The organism is Paraburkholderia sp. SSBN10T, from assembly GCF_056619545.1.
Window position 1 is genome coordinate 359313 of record NZ_JBWQQI010000004.1, and the last position, 26894, is coordinate 386206.

General features: G+C 64.3%; 19 protein-coding genes. 11 read left to right on the plus strand and 8 right to left on the minus strand.

The genetic code is table 11. The annotated features are described in order from the left end of the window. Position 1 precedes the first annotated feature (1 nt). The 5 genes from bcsB to bcsD all read right to left on the minus strand — a co-directional run bounded on the left by bcsB (position 2) and on the right by bcsD (position 7049). Positions 2 to 2515, minus strand: a complete 2514-nt coding sequence (bcsB, locus tag AC1ECK_RS08715) for a cellulose biosynthesis cyclic di-GMP-binding regulatory protein BcsB (RefSeq protein ID WP_480317974.1) — start codon at positions 2513 to 2515, stop codon at positions 2 to 4. A 3-nt stretch (positions 2516 to 2518) separates the two neighbouring features. Then, positions 2519 to 4729, minus strand: coding sequence for a UDP-forming cellulose synthase catalytic subunit (gene bcsA, locus AC1ECK_RS08720; protein ID WP_480317976.1), 2211 nt, complete (start codon positions 4727 to 4729; stop codon positions 2519 to 2521). Continuing rightward, a complete protein-coding gene (bcsQ, locus tag AC1ECK_RS08725; RefSeq protein ID WP_480317978.1) occupies positions 4726 to 5514 on the minus strand; it encodes a cellulose biosynthesis protein BcsQ in 789 nt (262 codons plus the stop codon). Before bcsQ ends, bcsA begins: the two co-directional genes overlap by 4 nt. Beyond that, positions 5511 to 6500, minus strand: coding sequence for a cellulose biosynthesis protein BcsP (gene bcsP / locus AC1ECK_RS08730; RefSeq protein ID WP_480317980.1), 990 nt, complete (start codon positions 6498 to 6500; stop codon positions 5511 to 5513). Before bcsP ends, bcsQ begins: the two co-directional genes overlap by 4 nt. Before the next feature lie 93 nt (positions 6501 to 6593). Beyond that, a complete protein-coding gene (gene bcsD, locus AC1ECK_RS08735; protein WP_480317982.1) occupies positions 6594 to 7049 on the minus strand; it encodes a cellulose biosynthesis protein BcsD in 456 nt (151 codons plus the stop codon). Between the two features lie 595 nt (positions 7050 to 7644). Between bcsD and AC1ECK_RS08740 the strand changes: the two genes are divergently transcribed. After that, the gene (locus AC1ECK_RS08740) at positions 7645 to 9972 is read left to right on the plus strand and encodes an EAL domain-containing protein (RefSeq protein ID WP_480317984.1); all 2328 of its coding nucleotides are present in this window, start codon (positions 7645 to 7647) and stop codon (positions 9970 to 9972) included. A gap of 4 nt (positions 9973 to 9976) precedes the next feature. On the opposite strand, the gene AC1ECK_RS08745 is transcribed toward AC1ECK_RS08740, so the two are convergent. Then, positions 9977 to 11020 (minus strand): LacI family DNA-binding transcriptional regulator, encoded by a 1044-nt coding sequence (locus AC1ECK_RS08745; RefSeq protein ID WP_480317986.1) that lies wholly within the window; start codon positions 11018 to 11020, stop codon positions 9977 to 9979. A gap of 191 nt (positions 11021 to 11211) precedes the next feature. Between AC1ECK_RS08745 and AC1ECK_RS08750 the strand changes: the two genes are divergently transcribed. The 9 genes from AC1ECK_RS08750 to AC1ECK_RS08790 all read left to right on the plus strand — a co-directional run bounded on the left by AC1ECK_RS08750 (position 11212) and on the right by AC1ECK_RS08790 (position 23192). Next, positions 11212 to 12423: an ABC transporter ATP-binding protein gene (locus AC1ECK_RS08750; RefSeq protein ID WP_480317988.1), complete on the plus strand. Its 1212-nt coding sequence runs from the start codon at positions 11212 to 11214 to the stop codon at positions 12421 to 12423. Positions 12424 to 12433: 10 nt separating this feature from the next. Beyond that, positions 12434 to 14425, plus strand: a complete 1992-nt coding sequence (locus AC1ECK_RS08755) for a beta-galactosidase (RefSeq protein ID WP_480317990.1) — start codon at positions 12434 to 12436, stop codon at positions 14423 to 14425. Between the two features lie 81 nt (positions 14426 to 14506). Then, entirely contained in the window at positions 14507 to 15760 is a 1254-nt protein-coding gene (locus tag AC1ECK_RS08760; protein WP_480317992.1) for an ABC transporter substrate-binding protein, read from the plus strand. 71 nt (positions 15761 to 15831) lie between these two features. Then, positions 15832 to 16806 carry a carbohydrate ABC transporter permease gene (locus tag AC1ECK_RS08765; RefSeq protein WP_480317994.1) on the plus strand — a complete coding sequence of 325 codons (975 nt, stop codon included), beginning with the start codon at positions 15832 to 15834 and terminating at the stop codon, positions 16804 to 16806. A gap of 10 nt (positions 16807 to 16816) precedes the next feature. Then, entirely contained in the window at positions 16817 to 17668 is an 852-nt protein-coding gene (locus AC1ECK_RS08770) for a carbohydrate ABC transporter permease (RefSeq protein WP_480317996.1), read from the plus strand. 509 nt (positions 17669 to 18177) lie between these two features. Then, a complete protein-coding gene (locus AC1ECK_RS08775; protein ID WP_480317998.1) occupies positions 18178 to 18615 on the plus strand; it encodes a MarR family winged helix-turn-helix transcriptional regulator in 438 nt (145 codons plus the stop codon). Positions 18616 to 18653: 38 nt separating this feature from the next. Then, positions 18654 to 20204: an efflux transporter outer membrane subunit gene (locus AC1ECK_RS08780; protein ID WP_480318000.1), complete on the plus strand. Its 1551-nt coding sequence runs from the start codon at positions 18654 to 18656 to the stop codon at positions 20202 to 20204. Between the two features lie 44 nt (positions 20205 to 20248). Beyond that, entirely contained in the window at positions 20249 to 21526 is a 1278-nt protein-coding gene (locus AC1ECK_RS08785; protein WP_480318002.1) for an EmrA/EmrK family multidrug efflux transporter periplasmic adaptor subunit, read from the plus strand. Positions 21527 to 21632: 106 nt separating this feature from the next. Beyond that, positions 21633 to 23192: a DHA2 family efflux MFS transporter permease subunit gene (locus AC1ECK_RS08790; RefSeq protein ID WP_480318004.1), complete on the plus strand. Its 1560-nt coding sequence runs from the start codon at positions 21633 to 21635 to the stop codon at positions 23190 to 23192. Positions 23193 to 23236: 44 nt separating this feature from the next. Here the strand turns inward: AC1ECK_RS08790 and AC1ECK_RS08795 are convergent, their stop codons facing one another. Both AC1ECK_RS08795 and hmpA read right to left on the minus strand, forming a co-directional pair. Beyond that, entirely contained in the window at positions 23237 to 23659 is a 423-nt protein-coding gene (locus tag AC1ECK_RS08795) for a hypothetical protein (RefSeq protein ID WP_480318006.1), read from the minus strand. Between the two features lie 299 nt (positions 23660 to 23958). Next, positions 23959 to 25140 (minus strand): NO-inducible flavohemoprotein, encoded by a 1182-nt coding sequence (gene hmpA / locus AC1ECK_RS08800; RefSeq protein WP_480318008.1) that lies wholly within the window; start codon positions 25138 to 25140, stop codon positions 23959 to 23961. 111 nt (positions 25141 to 25251) lie between these two features. Between hmpA and norR the strand changes: the two genes are divergently transcribed. After that, on the plus strand, positions 25252 to 26847 hold the full coding sequence (norR, locus tag AC1ECK_RS08805; protein ID WP_480318010.1) for a nitric oxide reductase transcriptional regulator NorR: 1596 nt from the start codon (positions 25252 to 25254) through the stop codon (positions 26845 to 26847). Positions 26848 to 26894: the final 47 nt, after the last annotated feature.

A 26894-nucleotide genomic window follows, 5' to 3' on the forward strand; every position in this document is an offset into this window, starting at 1 on the left:
ATCAATCCTTCAGGCGGCGCGCCGCGATCGAGCGCAACGCACGGTAAAACAGCGCTGCGATGATCAGCGCAGCGAGGATGCCGGCGAGCAGCAGCAGGAGTGGATGCGACGACAGCGCCCAGCGCAGGTATTCCTGCGGCGACAGGTGGCCGATGTAGTACGCCACGCCGTTCGAGGTGATGGTGACGCTGCGGCCATGGATGACCGCCATTGCGCCTTGAATTTGCGGCAGCACGTCGGCATCGAGCAGGGCGGAGCTCAGGTCGGCATCCGACTGGCCGGCCGCGCTGACGAACGCGACCGCACTGCGCCCCTTCTGCAACGGCGATTCGAAGCCGGTCAGGAGCGCCGCGCCGTTCGAGCTGACGAGCGACAGGTCGGCCCGCGCCGGTGCGCGTTCGACGCCGCGCTCGCCGTGCCACCAGTCTTCCAGCTTGAAGACGATATCGGACAGCTCGAAGGTGCGCGAGTCGCCGTCGCTCGAAAACGGCATCGCTTTGGCCCAGCGCTGCAGGAGCGGCTGGCGGCCGGGGGCGCCGAAAATCAGCAGGTCCTTGCCGGCGAACTGATCGACCTGGTCGGCGCTCGTCACCGTTACGCCGGTGGCGGGGTAGCCGGTCGAGGCGCCCATGCGGCCCATCTCCAGCAGGTACAGGCTGTAGTCGCTCGAATCCGCGTCGTTCGGCAGGATCACGACGGTTTCGGAGAGGTCGGCCATGCGCGTGAACGGAAAGCCGCTATTGGCGAACGCCGCCAGATCGGGCAAGGCCATGTAATGCGGGAACGACGACAGGTCGATGCTCGAATTCGGATCGATCGAGCCGACCACGTTATCGAGCAGGCGGCCGTGGCATTCGCCGGTGTTCGGGATGTCGTAGTAGAAGTGCAGCCGCAACTGGGCACGCGGCGTCAGCAGCAGCGGCGGAATGTAGACGGTGCGCCGCGTGTCGGCGCTGTGGTCCGGCAGGATGTTGTTGAAGTAATGGCCGAGATCGAATACCGAGGCGGCCCGCGCCGGAATCGGCAGGGCCTGCACGAAGCCGTCGTTGATGCTGATGTTCAGCGACGAGCGGTCCGGCGCCGGACGCACCGTGTAGCGGTAGCGCAGGTCGATCGGCGCGCCCTTGGTGTGCCACATGAACAGGTCGGGCGGCACGCGCAGATTCACGCGCACCGCGTCGGCGTCGTAGCCGGACACGCTCAGGTCGCGCGCGTCGGCGAGTTCACCGAACCGCACCGGGCGGTTGGTGGGCAGCCAGTTGGGCGCATCGTACGGGAGGCGCGGGGCGAGCTCGTTGAGTTGCGTGATCGTCGCGCTTTCACCGGACAGCACGCTCTGGCCGACGCCGAGCGCCTTGGCGGCGGTCTTCAGTTCGGCTTCGTTGCGCCCGAGCACCAGCAGCAGCTTGCCGCGCGCCGGCGCTTCGCGGTCCACCACCGCAATGGTCGGCCCGGAGATGGCCGGGATCGTCACGCCGGCGGGACGCTGGTCCGCGGTGGCGAACACCACCGCATTGCCCGACAGCGGCGCCTCGTCGACCTGGGCCGGGAACAGCGCGCCGCGATAGCCGGCCAGCGCACCGAACCACGAGGCGACGATGCCGGCGGCTTCCAGCGTCTCGGAGCCCGGCTTGGCCGGGAACACGAACGGCAGTTCGAGGCGCCGCACGTCGCGGCGATCGAAGAACGGCTGCGGCAGCGCCGCCAGCTCAGGCTTGCTGGTGAGCGACGCGTAGGTCAGGTCGAGTGAGCTTGCATTGCTGACGGTAGCCCATAGCGACGAATTCGCCGGGTCTTCGCACTGCTGCGTGTAGTGGCCGATCAACTGCACGTTGAGGTGGTTGAACTCGGTGATGAAGCGCGGATCGATCGAGACATCGCGCGCCACCAGCATGCCGGCCTGCTCGTGCGGCACCGGCAGCGTCGCCGCCACTTCGCCGTTCACCAGCACCTTCAACTGCGAGATCGACGGCAGCAGGGCCGGCGAATAACTGTAGACCAGATGCAGGATCGCCCCGGTGACCACTTCGTCGTTGCGTACCGAGAAGGCGATGCCGTTCTGGCCGTCGACGCCGCGCAACTGCAGCGGATCGCGTGCGCCGTAGTCGGCGAAGGTCAGTGTCTGGCGGCGCCCGCCCGGCACCAGCGTGCCGGGTTCGGCGGTGGTCGGCGTCCTGATGCCGAGTGCTTTGACCGAGGACGCCGCGAGCGCCGGAGTCGGCGTCGCCAGCGCCGGCTGGACGATGGCGTTGGCATCGAACGGCACGGCCTGGCTAGGAGCGGGCACATTGCCGACACCGGTTGCGACCGGCGTGCCCGGCGCCGCTACCGCGTGCGGCGAACTCGCGGCGAGTCCGGCGGCCGACGCCAGCGGCCCCGCGAACGCGGTCTGAAGAGCCAGCCAGCAGGCGAGTGCGCGAACGAGGCGGCGCGAACGCAAACGCGTCGTTCCCTCCGTCATGCCGCGCTCGCCTTGCAAGTGTTGTGAGTGTGTCTGCGCAATCCCTTGGCCCATAAGTCAGTCTTTTTTCGTTTTCAGCTTTTTGACGTCGATTGGGCGGCTACGCATCGAGCCGCGCAGGTCTTCGTAGAGGTGTTCGAACAGGCCGGCGATGCCGCGCACGCCGACCAGCAGGACGTGCGAGAGTCCGCGCAACGGCGTGTCGGTCGGACGGCCTTCGGCCCAGCCCATCCAGGCGTCGGCGCGGGCGAACGTGGACTTGACGAACTCGTACTCCTGCTCGCGCGACAGCGCATCGAAGCGCAAGCCGACCCGGCCCGGTTCCGCGAAGCCGACGGTGGCCGGGAACGCGTATTCTTCGTCGCCGCGGAACAGCGATACGGTGACGCGTTCGTGCATCGGCACCTGGATGCCGTTCGGCAATTCCACGCCGACACCGCCTTCCGAGTAGTCGATGGTCTGGCAGGCCAGCGTGCGGCCAGTCGAAAATTTCAGCATCACCGGCATTTTCATCGCCACGCGATGCACGGCGCGAATCTGCCGGCGCTCGCTCGCCGCGGCCACGCTCGCGCCGAGGATCAGCATGTTGTAGCAGGTCCACGCCAGATTCAGCACCGTGGTCTGCACTTCGCTGTGCACGTCCCACTTGAGGTAGATGTGCACGAGCCCGGTGAGGAAGCCGACCAGGTTCAGCAGCAGCAGGAACAGATAGGGACGCGAGATGGCCCAGTCGAAGTAGTTCTTTTCGATCTGGCCGCCCTTGGCCGTGACGTTGAATTTGCCGAGCTTCGGATTGATCAGCGCGAGCAGCGTCGGTGCGGTGATGTACGACGCCAGCACCGATTCATACACCTCCGCCCAGAACGAGTGGCGGAACAGGCGCTGCATGCGCGAGTTGGTGATACTCGCATGCATCATGTGCGGCAGCGCGTAGATGGCGATGGTGCTGGCGGCCGCCTCGATCACGTGCGCGCCGAAGAACAGGAACGACAGCGGCGCGGTCAGGAACACGAGGCGCGGCACGCCGTAGAAGAAGTGCATCATCGCGTTCAGGTAGCACAACCGCTGGCCGAGCTTGAGGCCGCGGCCGGTCAACGGATTGTCGATCCGGAAGATCTGCGTCATGCCGCGCGCCCAGCGGATCCGCTGGCCGATGTGGCCCGACAGGCTTTCGGTGGCCAGTCCCGCCGCCTGCGCGATGGCGAGGTACGCGGTGGTATAGCCGAGGCGGTGCAGCTTCAGCGCGGTGTGGGCATCCTCGGTGACGGTCTCCACCGCGATGCCGCCGATCTCCTCGACCATCGAGCGGCGCAGCAGCGCGCACGAGCCGCAGAAGAAGGTCGCGTTCCACAGGTCGTTGCCGTCCTGCACCAGGCCGTAGAACAGCTCGCCCTCGTTCGGCACCTTGCGGAAGGTGCCGAGGTTGCGCTCGAACGGGTCGGCCGAGAAGAAATGGTGCGGCGTCTGCAGCATCGACAGCAGCTTGTCGCGCAGGAACCAGCCAAGGCCGATCTGCAGGAACGAGCGGGTGGGGATGTGATCGCAGTCGAAGATCGCCAGGTATTCGCCGCTGGTGATCTTCAGCGCTTCGTTGATGTTGCCGGCCTTGGCGTGGCGGTTGTGGGTGCGGATCGTCCAGTGCACCCCGACTTCCTCGCAGAACGCCTTGAACTCCTGGCGGCGGCCGTCGTCGAGCACGTGGATGGACAGCTTGTCGGCCGGGTAGTCGAGCGCCAGCGCCGCGTAGATGGTCGGTTTGACGACCGACAGCGGCTCGTTATACGTGGGAATGAACACGTCGACGGTGGGCCATGCGCTGCGATCGGCCGGCAACGGCATCGGCTCGCGCTTGAGCGGCCAGGCGGTCTGGAAGTAGCCGAGCATCATCACGACGGTCGAATAGACCTCGGCCGACACCAGCAGCATGCCCCAGACGGCGTCGAGCGGGTGTTCCCAGTACGTGGTGGAGGTCAGCCGCCAGTACATATAGCGGCCCGACGCGATCACCGACAGCATGATCATCACGAGCGTCGCATAGCGGCCATGCAGGCGCCGGAACAGCAACGCACAGATAAAGCAGCAGGTGGCGAACGTCAGTTGCTCGTAGAACGCCAGCGGCACCGTGAAGACGAAATACAGGATCACGATTGCAAACAGCGTCAGGCAGACCACGACCGGCGTGCTGCTCCACAGCCGCGCGTCGACGATGCGCTCGAGCCGCGAGGGTGGCGCGGCGGTTTCTACACCCAGCGGTTGCGGCGTGCTCATGCGACACTCCCCGGCGAAACGGCGATCGCGTCGACCCGCGACATCAGCCACTGGCCGCATGACCGGAAATCGGCGGCGGCCTGGCTGAGCGGATCGTAGTGGATCAGCGTGGTGTCGCAGGCGAGCGACTCGCTGACCCCTTCATCCTGGTGAATGACCCCAGGGAACAACCTGTCGCCCAGCAGATGGCGCAGCACCTTGAGGACATCTTTGCTCAACTGGCGCGACTGGTCGACCTGGTTGACGAGGTAGCCCTCACCGCCGAAGTCGGGGCGCGGCGCGGCGTAAGCCTCGATCATCCGCTCCATTTGCGGAATCGCCGCGTAGGAGGCGGCGTCGGCGAGCACCACGTTCAGCGCGAAGGTCGCCGCGCACAAGGCGGTGCGGGTATAGACCGAGGAGCCTGGCGGCGTGTCGATGATCACGATGTCGGATGCGTCGAGCCGCAGCGTGGCGAGCGATTGCGCTAGCCACAGCGGATCGTGATCGATGTACGCCTCGAAGCGGCGCCGGTCGTCTTCGATCACGGCGCCGTACGGCAGCACGGTCACGCCGTCGACGCCGTCGAACATGACGCTTTGCCACGCATCGCCGCTCAGGGTGGCGCGCGACAGACCGTCGATGCTGTCGAGCGGCACGCCGAAATGCAGGCGCAGCGCGTTTTGCGGATCGAGGTCCAGCGCGATGACGCGCCGGCCGCCGGCGGCGAGCACGGAAGCAAGGTTGGCGGCGAGGGTGGTCTTGCCGACTCCACCTTTTGCGGACACGACCGCAATGACTTTCATGAGCGACGCGGGCCGTTGGCCAGCCACGAATGGGGCGCGGGCGCTGCCGGCGCGGAGGCGTTGCCGCGCAAACGGGCGAATACCGAGCTGAGCGGCGCCGGTGCGGCTTCAGCGGCGGTGGGGGCCGCGACAGATGGCGTGGCTTGGGGCGCGGCCGGTGTGAACAGCTTGCCGAGAATCGACGGCGGGTGCGCGGTGGGCGCCGCGGCACGTGCTACGGCCGCGGGTACTACGGGCCTGGTGGGCGCAACTGACGCCACCGGCGGTGCTGGCTGCGGGCGCGTGCTAGCGGGCACCGCGAGCCTTGCCGCAAACGACGGCATCGCAGGCGTGCGGAATGTGGGTGCGCTGGCCGTTGGGCGGGCGATAACAGGCGCAACGCCGGCGGACGGCCACGGCGTCACGGCAGCGGGCGCGACCGGCGGCGTTACCGCGGGCGCTGCAACCACCGGCGTCGGTACTACCGGTGCCGCCGCCACCGGCGCTGCCGCCACTGGCACTGCCACTACCGGCGCCACAGCCGTTACCGGCACAGCGCCCGTCCCGGCCTCATGCGTGGCAGACACCGCTTCACTGACAGGCGGAATGGCGGAAAAGCGTTCTGCGCCGCGTGGCGCCGCGGGTTTGACGGCATTGCCGACCGGCGGAATGGTGCGCCGATGCGCGCGTGTGAAGAGCGGCGCCTTGCTGCGCAGCCGCGCGCTGCCGGTTTGCCCCGGACGAGCAGAACCCGCCGCCGGCGTGCTGTCTTGCCCCGCTTGCACTTCCCCTTGCGATTGCGGCTCGGTTGCGCCGGCCTGCTTCTCTGCAGAGTCGCGCCGTTGCACGATGGCCGGAATGGACGGTTGCTTCAGATCCAGTGTGACGAGCAGCGGCCAGCGCGTGCGCGCCGAGCTCGCTTCGTTCTCGCGGCCAATTTCCTGGTAGTCGCCTGGATTGCCGCCAAAATGCCCGAAGAGTGTTTCGATGTCGCTGGAATGACTCATGTTGCCGCCGTCTTGTTCAAGTCTGTCTGGTCTCGCGTTGCCCGCTTTCTACCCGCCGTAACAGCCGGTAAAAAATCCCCCGGGCAGCAGGGCTCACGCGGGGTGGTGGCCGAGGCGGAATTCGATGGTTGCATGCTCATCGAACTCGCTTGCCTGAGCGACCGACAGACCCTCGGCTCCCAATGCGCTGAGCCATGTCTGGTACACGCCTTCGAGGAACGCGGGCGTCCAGTTGAGCGCCGTGGCGCCGAATGCCAGCAGCGGCGCGCACGAATGGGCGATGCTCAGATACTCCGGCTCGTCCGATAACTGGACGTAGCCCCACTCCGCTTCCTGCCAGCGCGCGTTCAACGCGTCGGCGAGATCGGCGGTCGAGCCGCACGGCGGTAAGGGGGAGGCGGCAGCAAACCGGCAACCGACGCGGTACATCAACTGACGCAGTTCATCTTGCCCGATCTGCGCTTCGAACTCCTCTGCCAGAGCGGTGAGCAAGCCTCGCCATTGAGGGGAAATCTGGCGTTGCAGCAGATAGTCGAGAATAGGAACCATGTTGTCCGAAAAGGATGACCGTTTGCCGTCAAGCCGTCGTAAGACGAATGTCTGGAGCCGGACATCTGAAATGTGTTGCAGGTAAGGCGCGCATTGCACGCGCCAAGCCGTTACTTTTACTGGTGATGCTCGATTAAAGGTGACCGGCGCCTGATTATCCGCAGTCTACTGAATGAATTAACATTCCGCTACCATCGTTCTGCTAGGCGGTATATGGCTTTGCGCACACTGCGAAGCAACAGATGTTGAGCGGGCCTGAAATTTTTGCCGATCCCCGATCTAAACCGCCGCACAAAAGGAAGAAGCGGGGCGATGACGTCAAAACGCATCGGCTCCCAGGCGGCGCCATGCCCTGTGCGAGTGTTGTGCAGTTGCATCAGCGGGCAGGGAGCGGCCTTGCTTTTGATTGCGCGCAAGCATGCGCAATCGAGGTTGCTGTAAGTAGCGAGGCCAATCACTGCACGGATCACGCCTGGGCATCCCGGCGCAAGGGTACAGCGCCATAAAGTTTGTTTGTGTCGTGGGCATTAATATTTGTCAGACAGTTGCCGTTATACATCGGCAGAGTGACGGGACTGGCCTGATATCTATCAATATGCTTTCCACCTCAACGCAACACATGACCGATGCCCATTTGCGTCACCGCTTTCATCGTCGTTCGTTGGATCAGCAACGCCCGCTTTCGACCGTCACCATGGGCTTCACGGTCGTCGCTTCGCTCCTGTTCGTGTTGGCACGGGGCCTCGTAGCAGGCCCAGCCGTTTCGCTGCCTTACCGGCTCGCCTGCATCGTCTGCCTGGCCTTGCTGGTGGCAGGCGTGCGCAAGGCGCGCACGACCTGGTGGTTCGGCGCGTTCGGCGTCGCTTACACGCTGGTGCTGGTGATCGTCATTGCCCTGAACAGCGCCGGTCTCGAACAGCCTTTGCTGTGGGCGCTGCCCGCGCTCGCGGTGATCCCGATCTGCTCGGCGCCGCTTTGGCTTACGCCGGCGCACTTTCTCGCCGGCACGGCGGTGTTCTATGCCGCCGGTCTGCCGTTGCTGTTCCGGCAGCCGCAGGCGCACGACCTCAACGTGGTGGCATGGCTGTGGGTGGCGATCGGCGCGCCGACGGCGACGGTGTTCCACCTCAGCTTCTACTGGTTCCGGCGCGATCATTTCCTGCTCGAGAACCGCCTCGCGCAACTGGCCGCGACCGATCCGCTGACCGGCCTGCAAAACCGCCGCGCCTTCATGGAGCAGGCCGAGCGGCGGCTAGGCGGCCTCGACAAGGAGGCCAAGGCTTGCGCGATCTTCCTCGACATCGACTATTTCAAGTCCTTGAACGATCAGTTCGGCCATGCGGTCGGCGACCAGACGCTCTACGAAGTCGCACAGGTGCTGATGGATCAGACGGTCGCGCAAGACAGCGTGAGCCGTATCGGCGGCGAGGAGTTCGCCGTGTTGCGGCGCGAGGGGCTCGCTTCCGCGCTCGAGCTGGCCGAGCGCTTGCGCGGCGCCATCTCCCGCATCGCGCGGCCGGACGGTTACGTGACGGCGAGCTTCGGCGTGGCCGAACATCGCCCCGGCGAAAGCATCATGGCGCTGCTCGACCGCGCCGACGAAGCTCTGCTGCGCGCCAAGCAGTCCGGCCGCAACCGCGTTTGCGTGGAACGGGCGGTCCCGTTCGATCCCATGCAACTGCTCTATCCCGGCGACCCGAACGACCCGTCGGCAGAGGCGCGGCCGCGCTGGGAGGACTACTATCTGACCTCGCATTTCCAGCCGCTCTATAGCCTGTCGCATCAGAAACAGGTCGGCTTCGAGGCGCTCCTGCGCGGCGAACAGTCCGACGGCTCGCTGGTGCCGCCGGCCGTCCTGTTCGCGCCGCGGCCGCTCTCCGACGAGGGCGCGCTCGATCGCGCCAGTCACGCCGTCCACCTCGCCAATGCGCAACGGCTGATTCCCTGTGAGGCCTGGCTCTTCCTCAATATCCTGCCGGCTACGTTCGTGGCTCAGGGCTATGCCGATCAGCTTGCCGGCATCGCGCGCTCGGCCGGGCTCGAGCCGGACAAGATCGTTCTCGAGATTCTCGAGTCGCACGGCGGCAGCGTCGACGATATGTCTCGCGCGGCGGCCCGCTATCGCGAGCACGGTTTCCTGATCGCAGTGGACGACTTCGGCGCCGGCCAGTCGAATCTGGACCGGCTGTTCCGTATCCGCCCGGACTTCGTCAAGCTCGACGGCGAACTGATCCGCGCGACGATTCCGGGCACGCAGCAGTCGATCCTGCCCAAACTGGTGTCGTTGCTGCATCAGGCGGGCATGCTGGTGGTAGTCGAAGGCGTCGAGACGACCGAGGAGCTGAGTCTGGCGGTCGAGTCGAACGTCGATTTCGCCCAGGGCTACCTGCTGGGGCGGCCGGCCGCCAGGATCGCCCCGCCGGAGTCGGCCAACAGCCTGATCGACCGCTCGTTCGACGTGATCGCGCAAGGCCGCGCGCATCTGCATGCGCTGTTCGAAAGCGAAGTGGAGCCGTACCGCTTCGCCTTGCGCAACGCCGCCGATGCGTTGCTGAGCGGGATAGGCATGGACGACGCATTTGCCGATCTGGCACAACAGGAGCTTTGCATCAGTTGTTTCATCCTCGATGAGCGGGGCCGGCAGATCGGCCCCGAGGTCACGGGCGTGGCGAGCGCGAATCTGGGCGATTCGCTTGAGCCGGTAGCCGATCCGCGCGATGCCCGCTGGGATCACCGGCCCTACTTCAGGAACGCGGTGCTGCTGCCGGGGGTGCCGGTTGCCAGTAGTCCTTACCTGTCGCTCGCGAGCGGGCGGCCGTGCATCGCGGTGACCGTGGCGATCCAGTCGCCGGAAATGCGCTCGGTGGTGGGCACCGAACTGGACTGGTCCTCGCCGCATCTGCCCTGGCCGGCGAGCGAATAGGCGCTTACGCGTGGTCGGCGCGGGGCGCAGCCGTCGAGGCGCGCACCACCAGTTTCGGCGCCGACGCCACGCACATCCGCGGCGCTCGCGCCGCCGCCCGGATGCCGCGCGGCGACGCTTCGATCAGTTCGCGCAGCAAGGACACCGCCAGCTCCGCCGCTTCGACGGTCGGCACGGCGACCGTCGTCAAGGCAGGGCGCGACTCCTGGGCCAACTGAATGTCGGTAATGCCGACTACCGAGAGGTCCCGCGGCACCTGCAAGCCCAGATCGGCCGCCGCGTGCAACGCGCCGAGCGCGGGCAGGTCGTTGGTTGCGAGAATCGCCGTCAACTGCGGATGGGCCTGCAGCAATTCGCGTGCCGCGCGGTAGCCGTCCTGGGTGGTGTCCGGCGCGTAGCGCACCGGCTGATTCGCGACCTCGAGACCGGCGGCGCGTAGCGCGTCGAGAAAGCCTTCATAACGCGCCGCATGGATTCCGGCCGCCTTGCTGCCGACGATGGCGCCGATCCGCCGGTGTCCCAGTTCGAGCAGATGCTGCCCGGCCAGTTCGCCGGCGAGCCGGAAATCGACCGCCACGCTGGGCAGGCCCGGCGGTTCGTGCGGCCGTTCCCACATGCACAGCACGACCGGCGCGCCGCGCGCCTCGGTCTTGTGCAGATCGGCGAGGTCGAGATTCGCATTCATCACCAGCACACCTTCCGAGAGCGTCCCGGCGATCTGTTCCAGATACGCGCGGCCTGTCAGCGGATCTTCGTTCGTATTGCAGATGATCAGGAAGTGGCCGCTGCTGCGCGCAGCACGCTCGACCGCCAGCGCGAACTCGGGATAGAACGGGTTGGCGATGCTCGAAACCATCAGCGCGATGGTCGGCGCGCGGCCCTCGGCGAGGGCTCGCGCGGCCAGATGCGGCTGATAGCCGAGTGCTTCGACCGCCTCGAGCACGCGCTGCCGGGTCAGGGCGCCGACCCGGCCGCGATTGCGCAGCACGTTCGACACGGTGGCCGGCGTGCAACCGGCACGGCGTGCGACTTCACTCAGGGTTGGCATGGTGCAATCACTATTTGGGATGGTTTCTCAAAATTTGCGTCCCGTCTCAAGGCGCGGCACCATTTGCCGCATAGACAGCACGATATCGGAGACGCTGCAGGCTGTTGATCGCACGCGGTCATTTTTTTCGGCCCTGCAGATTAAGCGCTTAATCTCCGACTTCGGGCCGATTAAATCACGGAGACGAAGCGATGGCGAGCATTTCGTTAAGAGGCGTGCAGAAATCGTACGGCGACGGCGCACCAGTAATTCGCAACGTCGATCTGGAGATCGGCGAGAACGAGTTCTGCGTGTTTCTCGGGCCGTCCGGCTGCGGTAAATCCACCTTGTTGCGCATGATTGCCGGCCTCGAAGACGTCAGCGACGGCGATCTGTCGATCGGCGGGCGGCTCGTCAACGACGTGCCTTCGGCCCAGCGTGGCGTCGCGATGGTGTTCCAGAGCTACGCGCTGTTCCCGCACATGACCGTGTTCGAGAACATGGCCTTCGGCCTGAAGCTCGCTAAAACCCCCAAAGACGAAGTCGACCGCAAGGTGCGGGAAGCAGCGCGCATCCTGCAGCTCGAAGCGCTGCTGGAGCGGCGGCCCAAGGCCTTGTCGGGCGGCCAGCGCCAGCGCGTGGCGATTGGCCGCGCGATCGTGCGCGAACCGGGCGTGTTTCTGTTCGACGAGCCGCTCTCCAATCTCGACGCCACCTTGCGCGGCCAGACCCGGGTCGAGATCGCGCGCTTGCACAAGCAGTTTGCCAGGGCGAGCGTCGTCTACGTGACGCACGACCAGATCGAAGCCATGACGCTCGCGGACAAGATCGTGCTGCTGCACGCTGGCAAGGACACCGAGCGCTTCGGCAGCATCGCCCAGATCGGCGCGCCGCTCGAGTTGTATCACCGGCCGAAGAGCCGCTTCGTGGCGGGCTTCATCGGCTCGCCGCGGATGAATTTTCTGCCCGGCAAGGTTGCTGCGATCGATGCACGCGGCGTAAGCGTCAAGCTCGACGGCAGCGGCGAAGGCGTGCGCGTGAGCGTGGACGGCGCGACGCTGGGCGTGGGGCAGGCTGTGACCTTCGGGGTGCGGCCTGAACATCTGGAATTGGCTGCGGGCGGGGCGGCCGTGGCGGCGGCCGGTGGTGCGGGTCAGCAAGCCGGCGGCGCGGTGGCCGGCCCCACTGCTAACGACACCTCGGTGCTGACACGCACCGTATCGCTCGTCGAGCAGCTCGGCGAGCACAGCTACGTTCATCTCGAAGAAGCCGACGGCGCGGTGCTGATTGCCAAGGCGCCCGGCGACACGCGTCTGCAGCAGGGCGAGCGCGCCGCCTTCTTCACGCCGGCCGCCGTCTGCCACCTGTTTACCGAAGACGGCCGGGCGGTTGCGTCGCTCGAATCCGTCGAACACTACGCATAAAGGACAAGGGATGCGCCTCGGAGTCTGCTATTACCCGGAACACTGGCCGGAATCGATGTGGGAAGACGATGCCCGCCGCATGAAAGCGCTCGGCATCGAGCAGGTGCGGATTGCTGAGTTTGCCTGGAGCCGGATGGAGCCGTCGCCCGGTGAATATGACTGGGGCTGGCTCGACCGCGCGGTCGAGGTGCTCGGCGCGGCCGGCCTGCAAGTGGTGATGTGCACGCCGACCGCGACGCCGCCGAAGTGGCTGATCGACCGTTATCCGGACATTCTGCCGGTCGGCGCCGATGGCCGCCCACGAGCCTTTGGCTCGCGCCGTCATTACGACTTTTCGTCGCCGTCGTACTTCGCCGCCTCCGAACGGATTTGCACCGCGCTCGCCGAGCGCTACGGCAAGCATCCTGCCGTTGCTTACTGGCAGACCGATAACGAGTTCGGCTGCCACCACACTGTGGTCAGTTATTCGCGGGCGGCGGTGGTGCGTTTTCGCGAGTGGCTGAAGGCGCGCTACCAGACTATCGACGCGTTGAACCGCGCGTGGGGCACCGTGTTCTGGAGCATGGAATACCGCAGCTTCGACGAGGTCGACGCACCGGTGGCGACCGTCACCGAGGCGCATCCGTCGCACCGGCTCGACTATCGGCGCTTCGCCTCGGACGAAGTGGCGCGCTACAACCGCATGCAGGCCGGGATCATCCGCGCGCATTCGCCGGGCCGGCCGGTGGCGCATAACTTCATGCAGTTGTTTACCGAATTCGACCACTACAAGGTTGCCGCCGATCTCGACGTGGCGGCATGGGACAGCTATCCGCTCGGCGCGCTCGAAGAGCAGTGGTTTGCGCCCGAGATCAAGGCGAAGTGGCTGCGCACCGGTCATCCGGATTTCGCTTCGTTCAATCACGATGTTTACCGCGGCATGTCGAAGCTGCCGTTCTGGGTGATGGAGCAGCAACCGGGGCCGGTCAACTGGGCGCAATGGAATCCGGCGCCGCTGCCCGGCATGGTGCGCCTGTGGAGCTGGGAGGCATTCGCGCATGGCGCGGGCTGCGTGTCGTATTTCCGCTGGCGCCAGGCGCCGTTTGCCCAGGAGCAGATGCACGCCGGTTTGAACACGCCCGACAATCGGCTCGATGTCGGCGGCAGCGAAGCGTCCCAGGTGGCCGGGGAAATCCGCGACGTGCTGGTGGCGCGGGCCGACGCAAACGCGACGATCCGCTCGAAGGTCGCGCTCGTCTACGACTACGAGGCGAAGTGGCTGTTCGAGATTCATCCGCAGGGGGCGGACTTCCACTATCCGCGCTTTGCATTCGAGTATTACTCGGCGCTACGCGGGCTCGGCCTGGATGTCGACGTCGTGCCGGTGGGCGCGCCGCTCGATGGCTACCAGATGATCGTGGTGCCGCCGCTGCCGGTCGTGCCCGCGGAGTTTGCCGAGCGGCTGGCGCGCTCGGGCGCGCAGGTGGTGCTCGGGCCGCGTACCGGTTCGAAGACCGAGGATTTGCAGATTCCCGCTGCGTTGCCGCTTGGGACGCTCGCCGCGGCGATGCCGGTACGGGTATGGCGTGTCGAGTCGCTGCGCCCCAACGTGACCGAACCTGTGCGGATTGCCGGGAGTGCCGGTGTCGAGGACGGCGTAGGGCGGCATTGGCGCGATTTCGTCGAGCTGGATGCGGCGCAGCACGCGGCGCTGGAAGTTCGCGCACGCTTTGCCGACGGCCATCCCGCCTATGTTCGCAGCGGCGCGATTCACTACTTTGCGAGCCTCTTCGACGATGCGTTGACCACGCGGCTCTTTGCGGCTATCGCCCGCGAAGCCGGTCTCGCTGTCGCTGCGCTCGACGACGGCGTGCGTATCAGCCGGCGCGGCAACCTGACGTACGTATTCAATTACGGCGAGCAGGTTCACACGCTCGCCGAGGTAGCCGACAGCGCGTTCGTGGTCGGCTCGCGGCAGGTCGCCCCGCAGGGCGTGGCGGTTTATCGCTCCAGTCAGGTTTGAAGCACCCATTGCAGTACCCCGGCAGCACCCCAGCAGCACCCCGGCACTACCGAAAACCACGTACAAACCAAGGAGACAGGCATGAGATTCAAACTTCGCAAGGTTCTGGTTGCCGTCGCGCTGACTGCGGCCACCGCGGCAGCATCGATGGCCGGCAGCGCGCAGGCGGGCACGCTCGCGATCAACATCGCGTTCAAGGGCGCCAGCCAGCGCGCGGTCTGGCAGCAGGTGATCGACGAGTTCAAGAAGGCGCATCCTGGCACGGACGTCAACGTGTCGTTTATCGACGAGGAAGCCTACAAGGTGCAACTGCCGGGCTGGCTCTCGACGGTCGCGCCCGACATCGTGAACTGGCATGACGGCGAGCGTATGGCGTATTACGCGCAGCGCGGCCTGTTCGAAGACCTGAGCGGAGACTGGAGCAAGAACGGCTGGAACAATACGTATGCCTCGACCAAGGAAGCTTCGTCGTATAAGGGCAAGCAGTACGCGGCGCCGACCGTCTACTACTCCTGGGGGATGTTCTACCGCAAGGATCTGTTCCAGAAGGTCGGGATCGCGGGCGAGCCGAAAACGTGGGACGAGTTTCTGGACGCCTGCAAGAAGCTGAAGGCCGCCGGGATTACGCCGATCGCCGTTGCTGGGCGCGATGCCTGGACGCTGGCAGGGTGGTTCGACTATCTGGACCTGCGTCTGAACGGCAACGCGTTCCACCAGAAGCTGATGGCAGGCGAGGTGCCGTACACCGATCCGCGCGTGAAGAAGGTGTACACGGCGTGGAAGCAACTGATCGACGCCGGCTACTTTATCGACAATTCGCTCTCCTACGATCTGGACGCGGCGCAGCCGTTCCTGTTCCAGGGCAAGGCCGCGATGATGCTGATGGGCACGTTCATCACGGGCGGTTTCCCGGCTAATGTGAAGCCGGAGATGGGCTACTTCCAGTTCCCGATCATCGACCCGAAGGTGCCGACCGCGGAAGACGGTCCGGTCGAGTCGCTGCATATTCCCTCGAAGGCGAAGAACAAGGCCGACGCGCACGCGTTCCTCGCCTTTGTCGAAACGCCGGAGATCGGCGCGCAGCTTGCGACCGGGCTTGGCTCGTTGTCGGCGAACAGCAAGTCGCCGGAACCGGATGATCCCATTTCGAAGATCGGTTTCCAGATTCTGGCCAACACGAAGGGCGGCATCGCGCAGTTCTACGATCGAGATATGACCAAGGAGATGGCTGACGAGGGGATGAAGGGCATGCAGCAGTTCATCGCGGATCCTTCGAAGCTCGATGACGTGCTGGCGCAACTCGAGCAGACGCGGCAGCGCATCTACAAGAAGTAAGCGTATTGAGAAGTGAGCGCGGGCGGCCTCGTGCCGCCTGCGCCCGATCGAGATTGAGCAGGAGACTTGCCGTGGTTCACTCCGTCAGCCGTCAATCCATAACCGGCGATGCCGGGCCGGGCGCATCGGCCCCGTCGGACGGCGTCGCGCCATCTGCCGCGCCGCGTGTTGCGACGCGCCGGCGCGGTCCGTCGCCCACTGCGCGCCGGCAACAGCGTGCCGCATTCCTCTTCCTCGCCCCCGCGTGCGTGATGGTGGCGATCTACGTCGTCTGGCCGATTCTCTCGACCATCCGCATCAGCTTTTTCAACTGGGACGGCATGACCGATCCCAGCTTCGTGGGTCTCGCGAACTATGTGGAGCTGTTCCATGCGCCGACCTTCTACACCGCGCTGAAGAACAATCTGATCTGGCTGCTGCTGTTCCTGCTGGCGCCGCCGATGGGGCTGGCGGTCGCGCTCTATCTGAATCAGGCCGTGGCCGGCATCCGCATCGTCAAGTCGCTGTTCTTCGCACCGTTCGTGCTGTCGGGCGTGGTGGTCGGGCTGATTTTCTCGTGGTTCTACGATCCGACCTTCGGCCTGCTGGCGCTGATACTCGGGCACGGCGTGCCGGTGCTCGGCGATGCGCGCTACGCGACGCCCGGCATCATCTTCGCGGCGCTTTGGCCGCAAACCGCCTATTGCATGATCCTGTATCTGACGGGCCTGACCTCGTTGAACTCAGAGCAGGTCGAGGCGGCGCGCATGGAAGGCGCACACGGCTGGTCGATGCTGTGGCATGTGATCCTGCCGCAACTGCGGCCGACTACGTTCATGGCGATCGTGGTCACGGTGATCGGCGCGTTGCGCAGCTTCGACCTGATTTCGGTGATGACGGGCGGCGGCCCGTTCGAGAGTTCCACCGTGCTGGCGTATTACATGTACGACCAGGCTATCAAGTACTACCGGATCGGCTATTCCGCATCGGTTGCGGTGGTCCTGTTCGCGATCATGCTGGTCTACATCGTCTATCACCTGCGGCGGATGCTGCGCGCTGAGCAATAAGGAGGCCGATATGTATCCGATGCCGATCGCCAAATGGAAACCGGTCTCACGCCGGCTGTACAAGCTTTCGCTGCCGGTGGCGCTGCTGATCTGGCTGCTGCCGTTGATTGCCGTTTTGATTACCTCGATTCGCTCGTCCGATGAACTGAGCGAAGGCAACTACTGGGGCTGGCCGAAGCAATTCGCGATGTGGGCCAATTACCGTGACGCGCTGACCACCTCGCCGATGCTGCATTACTTCTGGAACAGTGTGCTGATCACCGTGCCGGCGGTGATCGGGTCGATCGCGCTGGCCGCGATGGCGGGGTTTGCGCTGGCGATTTATCGGTTTCGTGGCAACAGCACGTTGTTTGCCACTTTCGTGGCGGGCAACTTCGTGCCGGTGCAGGTGTTGATGATTCCGGTGCGCGATCTGTCGTTGAAGCTCGGGTTGTTCAATACGGTCGGTGCGCTGATCCTGTTTCATGTGGCGTTTCAGACCGGTTTCTGCGCGCTGTTCCTGCGCAACTTCATCAAGCAGTTGCCGTTCGAACTGGTCGAGGCTGCGCGGATCGAGGGGGCCAACGAATGGACCGTGTTCTTCCGGATCGTCCTGCCGTTGATTCGTCCGGCGCTCGCGGCGCTCGCCATTCTCGTATTCACGTTCGTCTGGAATGACTACTTCTGGGCGCTGTGCCTGACGCAGGGCGATGAGGCGGCGCCGATCACGGTTGGCGTGGCCGCGCTGAAGGGGCAGTGGACGACAGCGTGGAATCTGGTGTCGGCAGGGTCCATTCTGGCAGCGTTGCCTTCGGTGGCGATGTTCTTTGCAATGCAAAAGCATTTCGTCGCCGGGTTGACGTTCGGTGCGACGAAGGGTTAGTCGGCTGGGAGGTTGCTATGCAGCAAGGTTGAATCGATGTTCCGAGTTCTCCCCCGAGAGGGTTGCCCGCTGAAGCGGGCTTTTTTTTGCGCGTGCCTGGCGTCGCTCTGTCCCATTAGAAACGCAAGAAGAAGGGAGGGAAGGTTGCGTTCGAGACGCTATTGCGCGCCACTTATCTTGGGAAAAGAATTCGCCTTTAGAGGGCAGAAAGACCAACGGCCACCTTTCGGTGGCCGTCGCATGCGGGGCTCTCTATCTGTTCTTCAACAGAATTCCCACTCCAGGTGAGACCCGGTTTCCCGGGCGGCACTACGTTTTTCGCACCCGCTTGTACGTAGTCTTCAGCTTGTTATCCTAACTCTGCCGCGTGCCTGGGTCAAGCGGCGCCCTCCCTCAGACGAAAAGGTTCAGATCGCTGCTGCACCTCGCCCTCAAAAAATCTCAAAAATGCAACTTGACAGTATTTGACCTGTCAGATAATATGCTTTGCAACGATCAAGGAGTCGCTGATGGACCACTACACGAGGGAAAGCTTTACGAACGGGCAGAGCATTGGGTTTGCCATCAACAAGGCGCGCAACCTCATGGTGGCCGAGTTGGACAACGCGTTGAAAGACCTGGAGATTACCTCCCAGCAGATGGGAATCCTGTTGTCCATGCAACGCGGTATCGCCTCCACGCCGTTCGAGTTGTCGAAGTTGCTGGGTATCGACACCGGTCTCATGACCCGCATGCTCGACAAACTGGAAACCAGAGGACTGCTGGAACGTTCACGCAACCTCGAAGATCGCCGGGTAGTCAACCTGACGCTCACGAAAAAGGGTCTCGAAGTCGCGGACCAGGTTCCTGACATCGCGCCCACCGTGCTGAATGCACGCCTGAAGCGCTTTACGAAGGAAGAGTTCAAAGAGTTCGGCCGCCTGCTTAACAAATTCCTCGAAGCCTGAGCGGCGTTTTTTTACCTATATATCTGACAGGTCAGAAAATGAAATCGCAGCTAAACGAAAAGAGAGCCGGTACACGTATCGCGAAGGCCGGCGTGACGCTCATCTGCGCAGCCGTGCTGTCTGCGTGCGTGAACTACGCGGGCATCTCGAGCGACAAGCAGATGGCGCAGCCCCAGAGCTTCGCGGGCCAGCAGAGCCTGCCGTCGGACCACGGCCGCTGGCCGGCGGCCGATTGGGCCGACCAGTTCGGCGATGCGCAACTCAAGGCGCTGTTGGTCGAAGCGCTGCAGGGCAGTCCGACGCTCGAGCAGGCGCGTGCCCGCGTTGTCGCCGCCGCCGCGTATACCGAAACGGCAAAGGCGGGCACGCTGCCGAAAGTCGGCGCCACCTACTCGTTCACGCGTGAGCAGTATTCGGGCAACGCGCTGATCCCGCCGCCGTATGCGGGTTCGTGGCAATCGGAAAACGAGGGGCTGCTCTCGGCCTCCTACGACCTCGATCTGTGGGGCAAGAATCGCGAGGCGCTCAAGGCATCCATGTCGCAGTTGCAGGCGAGCGAGGCGGATGCCGAGGTCGTCAAGCTGACGCTCACCTCGGCTATCGCCCGTAACTACAACCAGTTCGCCCGTCTGTACGCGTTGCGTGACATTGCGCAACAGGAAGTCGCGCAGCGCGGGCAGATCGACCGCATTACGGCTGGCCGGATCGCCAACGGGCTGGATACCGAAGTGGAGCGCAAGACCGCGCAGGCAAACCTCGCCAGCAGCCGGGCCTCGTTGGCTTCGCTCGACGGCAGCATCGTCACGACGCGCTATCAACTGGCCGCGCTCCTCGGCGCCGGTCCGGACCGGGGCTTGTCGATCGCCCGGCCGACGCTTGGCGTCGGCGACGAGGTGCGGTTGCCCGACAACCTTCCTGCCGATCTCGTGAGCCGCCGTCCGGATCTGGTCGCGGCCCGCTGGCGCGTCGATGCGCTCACGCACGACGTGAAGGAAGCCAAGGCCGAGTTTTACCCCGACATCAACCTGAGCGCCGCGATCGGCCTGGATGCGTTCGGTTTCGGCCGCTTTTTGACCGCTGCCAGCCGTACCGCCAACGCCGGCCCGGCGATCCATCTACCGATCTTCGACGGCGGTGAACTGCGGGCGCAGTTGAAAGGGCGTTACGCCGACTTCGACAATGCAGTGGCCGGTTACAACCAGACGCTCGTCACGGCGCTTTCGGAAGTTGCTACGCAACTCGCCCAGATCCGTTCGACCGATGCTCAGCTCGACGATGCGCAAGCCGCCCAGGCCGCCGCGCGCAGTGCCGACCAGTTGGCACTCACGCAATACCAGGCCGGCCTCACGAATCAGCTCACGGTGCTGAACGCCGATACCAATGCACTCGCCGCCGACGAAGCCGTGGCCAATCTGAAGATGAACCGCCGCGATCAGCAGATCGCACTCGCGCAGGCATTAGGCGGTGGCTACACCGAGCAAGCCGGCGCAAGCAGCAACGCGAATGCCGGCGCCACCGCGAGCATTCCCGCGAGCGGCGAGGCAAATCCATCCGTACTTCGAACCAACCCAATCGTCGCCGCGCGCTAAAGCGTTTTTCGCGACCCCTTCATTCTTTGCCAGGAGCCATTGAAATGAGCGATACCATCACCGAGCGCGCGACGGAGCAAGTCGAACCCCGCGATCCAGCCGAGCAGGCAAACCATAGCGAGCAGCAGAACCCCGGCAAGCGCAAGTTGCTGCTGACGCTGCTGGCGGCCGCCATTGTCGCCTCCGGCGCAGCCTATGGCGCGTACTACTTCACGGTTGGGCGTTTCTACCAGTCCACCGACGACGCATACGTCAGCGGCAACCTCGTGCAATTGACTCCACAGGTCAGCGGCACGGTGGTCGCCGTCAACGCGGACGATACGCAGATTGTCAAGCGGGGCGATCCGGTGGTCACCCTCGACGGCGCCGACGCCAGGGTCGCACTGTTGAACGCCGAAGCGACACTGGGGCAGACGGTGCGGCAGGTCAGCGGCCTGTATGTGAACAACGACTTCTATGCCGCCAACATCGCCCAGCGCGAGGCCGACCTGGCGCGCGCGAACGACGATCTGAAGCGTCGCGAAGCGGTGGCCGGCACCGGAGCGGTGTCGGGCGAAGACATCGACCACGCCCGTGACGCGGTCAACTCCGCCGAAGCCGCACTCGAAGCCGCGCGTCAGCAGGCCGAAGCCAATCACGCGCTGACCGATCGCACGACCGTAGCCGGACATCCCGATGTGCAGGCAGCCGCCTCGAAGGTGCGTGACGCCTACCTCAGTTACGCGCGCAACACCTTGCCGGCACCGGTTACCGGCTACGTCGCGCAGCGTTCGGTACAGGTGGGTCAGCGTGTCGCTCCCGGCACGCCGCTGATGGCGATCGTGCCGCTCGATGGGGTGTGGGTGAACGCGAACTTCAAGGAGGGTCAACTGCGGCACATGCGCATCGGCCAGCCGGTCACGTTGACGGCCGACGTCTACGGTTCCAGCGTCAGGTATCACGGCAAGGTGGTGGGCTTTTCGGCCGGCACCGGCGCGGCCTTCGACGTATTGCCGGCGCAAAATGCCACCGGCAACTGGATCAAGGTGGTGCAGCGCCTGCCGGTGCGCGTGCAGCTCGACCAGCGCGAACTCGACGCCCATCCGTTGCGGATCGGCCTGTCGATGCAGGTCGATGTGAATACGCACGACGAGTCGGGCACCCAGTTGGCCGCTGCGACGAACACCACATATCGCACCGATGTGTTCGCCCAGTACGGCGCCGAGGCGGATGCGGAAATCGCGCGGATCATCGCGCAGAACATGCCGCTCGGCCAAAGCGCAGCCGCAGGCGCTGCGCAAAAGACCGCCGCCCGCCGCAATGCCGAACGCACCGCCGGTTGACTCGCGCACTCATGCATACAGAGACGAATTTTTTTTGCCCAATTAGCTGACAGGTCAGATAGAGGCTCGCTTCTTCTGACCGTTGTCCCTTTTGAACGGTGATGACATGAATCAATCGACCCATCCCGCCGCACTCGCGCCGCTCTCCGGCGGCAAGCTGGTGCTGGCGACGCTTGCGGTGGCGCTAGCCACTTTCATGAATGTTCTGGATTCCTCAATTGCCAATGTCGCGATACCGACTATTTCCGGCAACCTTGGCGTGTCGGTGGACGAGGGGACCTGGGTCATCACGCTGTTTTCGGCCGCAAATGCGATTTCGATCCCGCTCACAGGCTGGCTCACGCAGCGAGTCGGGCAGATCAAGCTGTTCGTCTGGGCGATCCTGCTGTTCGTGCTGTCCTCCTGGATGTGCGGCATGGCGCCGACGCTGCCGGTGCTGCTCGCCGCACGGATCGTGCAAGGCGCGGTGGCGGGTCCGCTGATTCCGTTGTCGCAGGCGATTTTGCTCGGCTCGTATCCGAAGGAAAAGAGCGCCCATGCACTAGCGCTGTGGGCGATGACGGCAACCGTCGGTCCGATTGCCGGCCCGGCATTGGGCGGCTGGATTACGGACAGCTATTCGTGGTCATGGATCTTCTACATCAACGTTCCGGTCGGCATCTTCGCGGCGGGCGTCACGTGGGCGATCTATCGCGACCGCGAAACGCCGACAAGGCGCCTGCCGATCGACAAGGTGGGGCTGCTGTCGCTGATCGCCTGGGTCGGCTCGCTGCAGGTGATGCTCGACAAAGGCAAGGATCTCGACTGGTTCAACTCGCCGGTGATTGTCGCGTTGACGGTGTTTGCGCTGATCAGCTTCGTCTTCTTCCTGATCTGGGAGCTGACCGAGAAAAATCCGATCGTCAATTTACGGCTGTTTGCGGGCCGCAATTTTCTGGGCGGCACAGTGGCGATTTCAGTGGCGTATGCGGTGTTCTTTTCGAACCTCGTGCTGTTGCCGCAGTGGATGCAGGAGTATCTGAACTATCGTGCGGTGGATGCGGGCTTAGCCACTGCGCCGCTTGGCATCTTCGCGGTGCTGCTTGCGCCGGTCATCGCGAAGCTCATGCCGAAATCCGATGCGCGGGTGCTCGCCACATTGGCGTTCGTCGGCTTTGCAGGTGTGTTCTTTCTGCGCTCAGGCTACACGACCGGCGTCGATACCTGGACGCTCGTGCTGCCGACCTTGCTGCAAGGTTTCCCGACCGGTTTCTTCTTCGTGCCGTTGACCGCGATCATTCTGTCTGGGCTGCCCGCGGAGAAGATTCCAGCGGCGGCCGGCTTGTCGAACTTCGTGCGTGTGTTTGCCGGCGCAGTGGGAACGTCGCTGGCGAGCACGGGCTGGAACGACCGCACAATCCTGCATCACGCGCGTCTCGCCGAACAGGCGAGCGTCAATAATCCGACGTTTGTCGCTTCGCTCGATGCGCTGCATACGACGCTCGGCGGCGGCTCCCAGCAGGCGCTTGCGTTCTTCGAGCGTTCGCTCGGCACGCAGGCGGCCATGCTCGGGCTCAATGACATCTTCTGGCTGTCAGCGGTGATTTTCGTTGCGATCATTCCGCTGATCTGGGTCACGAAGCCGGGCAAGGGCAGTGCGGATGCGGCAGCGGCGGCCGCGCATTGACGAGGCGTGTGGGTTGGGCGGCGGCGCGTGCCGGCACGCGCCGCTTAATGGTTTTTGACGTACCAGATTGCGTAGCTTGCGACGAGCGCAACTTTGCCCATGCACTCGATCAACGAGAGCTTGAACAGTTCATGCGAGATCGTGTATTCGAACGGCAGCGTGGAAGCGACAGCGAGCACGCTCGCACCGCACAGGAACACAAACACCGAACGTGCGTAGCGCACGCCAAAATAGGCGGCGGCTCCCGCCGCGAGCAGCAGGCATTTGGCAAGCAGCAGCGCGACGATGCGTGCCGTGCCATCGCCAGGGCTGACCTCCCAGGGTGTTTCGATGAGCGACCAGACGCACACGAGCGCAATGAAAACCTGCATGGTGCGCAGCGCGGGCGACGCCGGCTCGCGTTGCGTCTTTGCGGCGTCCACGGGCGCACGGCGCATGTGAGCGTCCCATGTATCTTCAATGTTCACGAGTTTCTCCGTCGTTCAATCGTGCGGTTTAAGAAGTCTGCTTGATATAAGACGGGAACCCAATTTAAATTTTGTCAAATGTCGTGATAAATGACTCTATTTGTTGTGCCGATGTTGCACTCGGCGGTTCTGTGTCAGTGGCGTGACGGATTGATGTAGCACATGTTTAGTGTGGCTAATCGGTGTGAGTACCGATTGCAGACAGGAGCGCAGAGGGCATAGCAGCAAGCTGACGCGAACAGCGGCGGGCCCCGCATCCTGCGGGACCGGTTGCGTGCTCGCGTGCTTTGCGGAGGGGGTTATTCGAGTGCGGCCGCCGGACCGAAGAACTCATAACGGCTTTGTGCTTCCGGCACGCCGAGCGTCTTCAGATGTTGCTTCACCGCTTTCATGAAGGCGATCGGGCCGAGGAAATAGGCATCCACGTCGCGCGTTTCCGGCAGCCATCGATTGAGTTGCGCCGCGTCGAGATAGCCGGTTGCATTTGCTTCAGGATCGCCTGCGCGCTGTTCTTCATAGCAATAGAAACGCTTGAGTTGCGGATGGCGTGCGGCCAGCGCGTCGATCGCCGCGCGAAACGCGTGCACGCCGCCGTTGCGCGCTGCGTGGATGAAGTGCACCGGACGCTGCGTTTCAAGCGCGGCCTGCAGCATCGCCAGAGTCGGTGTAATGCCGACCCCGCCGCTAATCAGCACCAGCGGTTTGTCGCTGGGGACGAGTTTGAAGTCGCCGGCCGGTGCGAACAGTTCGAGCGCGTCGCCTTCGTTCACGTGAGCATGCAGATGGTTCGACACCTTGCCGTTGGGCTCGCGCTTCACACTGATGCGATATTCGTGGCCATTGGCCGCCGCCGAAAGCGAATAGTTGCGACGCACTTCGTCGCCGTCGATCAGGAGCCGCACACCAATGTACTGGCCCGGTTCGAACGCGAGCAGCGGCTCGTGGTCGGCGGGGCGCAGGTAGAACGAAGTGATCTCGTCGCTTTCCCGTACTTTGCGTGCGACGCGGAACAGCCGTGTGCCGCGCCATCCGCCCGGGGCCGCTGCGCGCTGCGCATACATCTGTTCTTCGAGTCCGATCAGCAGGTCGGCCAGTTGCTGGTAGGCAGCGGCCCATGCTTCGATCACCGCATCGGTGGCGATCTCTGCGCCGAGCACTTCGCGGATGGCCCGCAGCAGGCACTTGCCGACGAGCGGATAGTGCTCGGGCTGGATATCCAGGGCGACGTGCTTGTTGACGATCTGCGAGACCAGGCCGCCGAGCTGTTCAAGCTGGTCGATATGGCGCGCGTACATCAGCACGGCGTTGGCGAGCGCGCGCGGCTGCGCGCCGCTCGCCTGATTCGCGGCATTGAAGAGCGGCCGGACCTCGGGATGCTCGCTCATGAGCAGCTTGTAGAAGTGCGTGGTGAGTGCCTCGCCGCCGCTTTCAAGCAGGGGGACAGTGGCTTTGACGATGGTGCGATGTTCGGCGCTGAGCATATGCGGATTCCTGTTTCAGTTGAGGTTCAGCCGTCTGCCGGCTGCGGGTCTCTCTATCCATCTTTCGTGCCAGGTGTAAAATTCATTTAAATCAATTATTTAAAATTCGAAATGGTCAATCAGACTCTGGTCAGATCGACTGCGAATGAGGTCGGAATGACTGCGCGTGCCTTGCTCGACGCGCTCACGCCGCTGATGCAGGATCTGTCGCGCGACCTCTCCGATACCGAGCGCTATCGCCGCTTGTTGAGCAGCCTGCGCGCGCTGTTTCCCGGTGACGCCGCGGCGCTGCTGCGCCTCGAGGGCGACACTTTGGTGCCGCTTGCGATCGACGGCTTGAGCAGCGACACGCTCGGGCGCCGCTTTCGCGTGAGCGACCATCCGCGTTTCGCGCAACTGCTGTCGCGCGCTGAGCCGACGCGCTTTGCGGCCGACTCCGACCTGCCCGATCCGTACGACGGACTCGTGCAAGGCGTGGCCGGCCAGCTCGAGGTGCACGACTGTCTCGGCTGTCCGCTGTTTATCGGCGGGCAGCCATGGGGCTTGCTCACACTCGATGCGCTGGACCCAGCGCGCTTCGACGATCTCGACATGCCCTCGCTGCAGGCCTTCGTTAGCCTTGCCGCCGCCACCGTCAGCGTGGTCGAGCGGATCGACACGCTGGCGCGCGCGAGCGAAGAGGAACGCAGCCGTGCGGAAGCGTATCGGCAGGCAAGCGGGCAAAGCCGCCGCGAGATGATCGGCAGCAGCGCGCCGCATAAGCATCTGCTCGAAGAGATCGAAGTCGTCTCAAGCAGCGACCTGACGGTGCTGGTTACCGGCGAGACCGGCGTCGGCAAGGAACTCGTTGCCAACGCGATTCATGCGCTGTCGGCGCGGGTCAACAAACCGCTCATCAGTCTCAATTGCGCGGCGTTGCCGGATACCCTGGTCGAAAGCGAACTGTTCGGCCATGTGCGTGGGGCGTTCTCCGGGGCGTCATCGGACCGGCGCGGCAAGTTCGAGCTGGCCGATGGCGGCACGCTGTTTCTCGATGAAGTCGGCGAATTGCCGCTCGCCGTGCAGGCCAAGCTGCTGCGCGTGTTGCAGAACGGCCAGTTGCAGCGGATCGGCTCGGACCATGAACACAAGGTCGACGTGCGCCTGATTGCCGCCACCAACCGCGATCTTGCCGAGGAAGTGCGGGCAGGGCGGTTTCGCGCGGACTTCTATCACCGGCTCAGCGTCTATCCGTTGCGGGTGCCGCCGTTGCGCGAGCGGGGCAAGGACGTGTTGCTGCTGGCCGGTTTTTTCCTCGAAGAAAATCGCTCGCGGCTCGGCGTGTTGAGCTTGCGCCTGGCAGCAGATGCGCAAGCGGCGCTGTTGCGCTATCCGTGGCCCGGCAATGTGCGCGAACTCGAACATCTGATCGGCCGAAGCGCGCTCAAGGCGCTGGCCGCCAATCGTGAACGACGGCGCATCCTGACGTTGAGCGCGGCGGATTTTGCGCTTGCCGTGCCAATGGAAGTGCATGGCGAACCTGCTACCGACGCAGATGCTTCGCAGCCCGGTGGAGCGGATTTTCGCAGTGCTGTGACTGCGTTCGAACGCACGATGGTGCTCGATGCGCTCGAGCGTCACAACCAGAACTGGGCCGCTGCGGCACGCGAACTCGGGCTTGATCGGGCGAACCTCAACCGGCTGGCCAAACGGCTCGGCTTGAAATAGGTTCAGGCGGATTCCGGCCGTCAAACATGTTCGATAATTTCGAACGA